The sequence below is a fragment of the uncultured Proteiniphilum sp. genome (genome assembly GCF_937873925.1).
Classification (GTDB): Bacteria; Bacteroidota; Bacteroidia; order Bacteroidales; family Dysgonomonadaceae; genus Proteiniphilum.
In genome coordinates, this window is sequence record NZ_CALNAT010000265.1 from 1 (window position 1) to 3,593 (window position 3,593).

At 44.1% G+C, this 3,593-nt stretch carries 4 protein-coding genes and 1 pseudogene; 3 read left to right on the forward strand and 2 right to left on the reverse strand.

The features are described 5' to 3' along the window. Both Q0502_RS18865 and Q0502_RS18870 read right to left on the reverse strand, forming a co-directional pair. Window positions 1-657: pseudogene (locus Q0502_RS18865) on the reverse strand (SDR family oxidoreductase); the annotation flags it as partial. Between the two features lie 502 nt (window positions 658-1,159). Beyond that, window positions 1,160-1,846, reverse strand: a complete 687-nt coding sequence (locus tag Q0502_RS18870; RefSeq protein WP_298654120.1) for an aquaporin — start codon at window positions 1,844-1,846, stop codon at window positions 1,160-1,162. 310 nt (window positions 1,847-2,156) lie between these two features. On the opposite strand from Q0502_RS18870, the gene Q0502_RS18875 reads away from it, so the two are divergent. The 3 genes from Q0502_RS18875 to Q0502_RS18885 all read left to right on the forward strand — a co-directional run. Next, window positions 2,157-2,882, forward strand: a complete 726-nt coding sequence (locus Q0502_RS18875) for an MBL fold metallo-hydrolase (RefSeq protein WP_298654122.1) — start codon at window positions 2,157-2,159, stop codon at window positions 2,880-2,882. Between the two features lie 144 nt (window positions 2,883-3,026). Further along, complete coding sequence (locus Q0502_RS18880) at window positions 3,027-3,407, forward strand: VOC family protein (protein WP_298654123.1); 381 nt, start codon at window positions 3,027-3,029, stop codon at window positions 3,405-3,407. 10 nt (window positions 3,408-3,417) lie between these two features. After that, window positions 3,418-3,593, forward strand: a 176-nt coding sequence (locus tag Q0502_RS18885; protein ID WP_298654125.1) for a flavodoxin-dependent (E)-4-hydroxy-3-methylbut-2-enyl-diphosphate synthase, incomplete at its 3' end; no start/stop codon positions are given.

A 3,593-nucleotide genomic window follows, 5' to 3' on the forward strand; every position in this document is an offset into this window, starting at 1 on the left:
TCGTCGGCATCGGCATTTCCGAGAGGGGCCATTCTTTCGGAGAAATCCATCAGGTCGGTCATCCCTTTTACCCCGCTTCCGGCAGTGGTCATTGTAGGCGACTGCGAAATGGTATTCACACGGACCCCTTTGTCGCGTCCGTAGATATACCCGAAACTGCGGGTGATGGATTCGAGCAGCGCTTTGGCATCGGCCATGTCGTTATAACCGTAAAAAACACGCTGCGCGGCCACATAGGTGAGCGCGAGCATTGAGCCACCTCTTTCAATGGCATCTAATTTGCGGGCTACCTGCAGCATCTTATGAAAAGAGATAGCGGAGATATCAAGGGTTTTTGCCAGCATATCGTAGTCGAGATCGTCGTATGTCCGTTTTTTACGGACATTGGGCGACATACCGATGGAATGCAGTACGAAATCGATTTTTCCGCCCAGTATCTCCATCGATTTGGAAAAGACCATTTCCAGGTCTTCCACATTGGTGGCATCTGCCGGAAGAATCTCTGCATTGAGTTTCTCTCCCAACTTGGCCGTGTCTCCCATGCGGACAGCTACGGGAGTCTTCGACGGCTTTTTCGGCTACCTTCCAGGCGATGGACATATCGTTCAACGCACCGAAAATAATCCCTTTTTTTCCTTTTAATAAATTGTGACTCATAATTTTTTTCAATTTTGATCTTCCTGATAAAAAATCTTTTTACCACCAACTTTTTCGTCAAGCTAAATGAGCAGAGGACAAACTGGTTTGGACTATGTCATAGTGAGAAAAAGTCTAACTTTAGTTGAACGTTTTCGTTAAACGAGCACAGAGGCAAAACTTGTTTTGACTATGTCGAGTGCAGAAAACGACTCATGTAATTGAATTTTGCCGTGATTCTTTTTCGAAAAACTGCGCAAATTTACGAAAAATGTGCAATAATTAAACGTTCTATAAAGAAATAAGTTCTCATTGTCCGCTTTATTTCCTATGATTGTTCTATTTTTTTTATTGGTATATGGGATTGACTCCTATTCGGTCGTCGAATGGGAAATCGGCGTAGCCCACAGTTGCTCGCAATAATTATACTTTTGATCCTAATAATTTAGATGGTCGTTTCATGAAAAAGAGAGTGAACTCATATTGTGGCCACTCTCTCCCTTTAATTTTCCAGATGTGTAAATTATGCCGCTTTTACTACATCATTTTCGACTGTAATTCCTTTCCAGACAATTGCAGCAATCGTCGCACCGAGTAACGGAGCTACAATAAACAACCAAAGTTGGCTCAATGCCGTACCTCCTTCAAAAATTGCCGGTCCTATACTACGAGCGGGATTCACCGAGGTACCCGTGATGGGAATACAGACAATGTGTACCAGCACTAATGCGAGACCGATAGCCAGACCGGCGAATTTATTCAGCCCGTTCCTGGCGGTCACCCCCAGCACGACCAATACAAAGATGAAAGTGAACACCGTTTCGGCTACGAAGGCTACCACCATCTGCCCCCCCGCAAAACCGTTGGCACCGGTAAGGGTGGTGGCGGAACCGGAATCTTTTGCGAGAAACCAGAGGATGGAAGAGCCTAAAACAGCCCCGATCACCTGAGAGATCATATACCTGCCGGCCTCTTTACCGCTCATCCTACCTGAGAGAAACACCCCCCATGTAATGGCCGGATTGATATGACACCCCGAAATGCTACCGATGGCATAAGCCATTGCCACTACCGAAAGGCCGAAGGCAAACGCAACACCTAGCGTATCCACGGAATCAAAAGGCTGCCCTGCCCCTGCAAACACGGCTGCACCGCAGCCCATCAATACCAGCACCATCGTACCGATCATTTCTGCCAAATACTTCTTCATGATTCTTTGATATTTTAATGAAACATACACTGTCCGGTAAAGAAAGAAATTAATGGGTAATAAGGTGCGGATCAAGGTTGAAATTGGGGATTGACTCCACATTTTTTTTCTCTTCCGGCTGAATGAGCTATTGGTTAAGGCAAGTTTACTTGCATTACATTATACCGTTGCGAGGACTTTTTCAATAAGCGAGGACAAAGATAAAAACTGTTTTTACGCATGCCTGGTTTCTACTGTTTTTACCAAATTTTATGTGAAACCCATTGAACATTTGTCCGGTCAGTTGTTATTAATGGTAAGAAATTCGGTTATGACAATCACCTATATATATCATAGTTGCTATCTGATTGAATTCGACGGGTTCTCAGTGCTCTTCGATTATTATAAGGATACACCCCGCGAAGATGGTTCGGATTGGGTAAAGGATTACCTGCTCAATAAGGCAGAGGAGCTCTATGTCCTGTGTTCGCATTCCCATTATGATCATTTTAATCCGGAAATTCTCTCCTGGAGGGAACGGAAAAAGAATATCCGCTATATTTTTTCCCGGGAGCTGTGGGAAAGCGGAAAAACTGCCGACGGTGACGCCCTTTATCTCGAAAAAGAAGAGGTCTACCGCGATCACCGGCTTACAATAAAGGCGTTCGGGTCGACCGATGCCGGTGGGTCCTTTTTGGTTGAATATAATAACCGTCAATTTTTTCATGCCGGCGATCTCAACAATTGGCATTGGAAGGAAGAGGTAAGCACGGAAGAGGCGCTTTCCTATGAAAATTATTTTTTATGTGAGCTGGAATTATTAGCGGAACAGGTCGGTCGTTTGTATCTGGCTATGTTTCCCGTTGATCCGCGCCTGGGAAGATATTTTATGCGGGGTGCGGAACAATTTGTGTCACGCATAAAAACCGATCATTTCTTGCCCATGCATTTCGGGGAGAACTGGGATAAGGTAAATCTTTTTGAAGAGATTGCCGCCCGGTATGACTGCCAGTTTTTGCCGTTATCGCATTATGGGCAGTCATTTACGTTTGAGTAAAGAACATAGATTTTTAGAATCAAGAATCAAGCTCCAAGACTACTGAGTTCTAATTTCTGAGTTTTTAATTCTTACTTCCCGTTCTCATTTCAGCCGACTCAACAAATCATCAAATAGTTATTAACTCATCACCAAATAAAAAATATGGAAGTAAAAGCAAGATTCGACCACTATAATATCAATGTGTTCGATCTCCAAAAAAGTATCGAATTTTATGACAAGGCATTGGGACTGAAGGAAGTCCGCAGGAAAGAAGCGTCGGACGGATCCTATATATTAGTCTATCTGGGAGACGGCGTCACAGGCTTTACGCTTGAGCTCACATGGCTTCGCGATTGGGACAGGCCTTACAATATGGGGGATAACGAACAACACCTGTGCGTCCGTGTGGAAGGAGACTATGACGAAACAAGGGCTTTTCATAAGGAAATGGACTGTGTCTGTTACGAAAACCATAAAATGGGACTCTATTTTATAATCGATCCCGACGGATATTGGATAGAAGTATTACCTTTGAAGAAATAAATAACAAAATATGGATTTTTTCAATTACAAACGCCGCCCTACCGTCGATGTACATGTAGGAAATATCATTATGGGCGGAAATTATCCGGTTGTCGTGCAGACAATGACCAATACCAATACGCTCGATACCGAAACAAGTGTAGCCCAATGTGAGAGTATCATCGCCGCCGGTGCCGAGCTGATCCG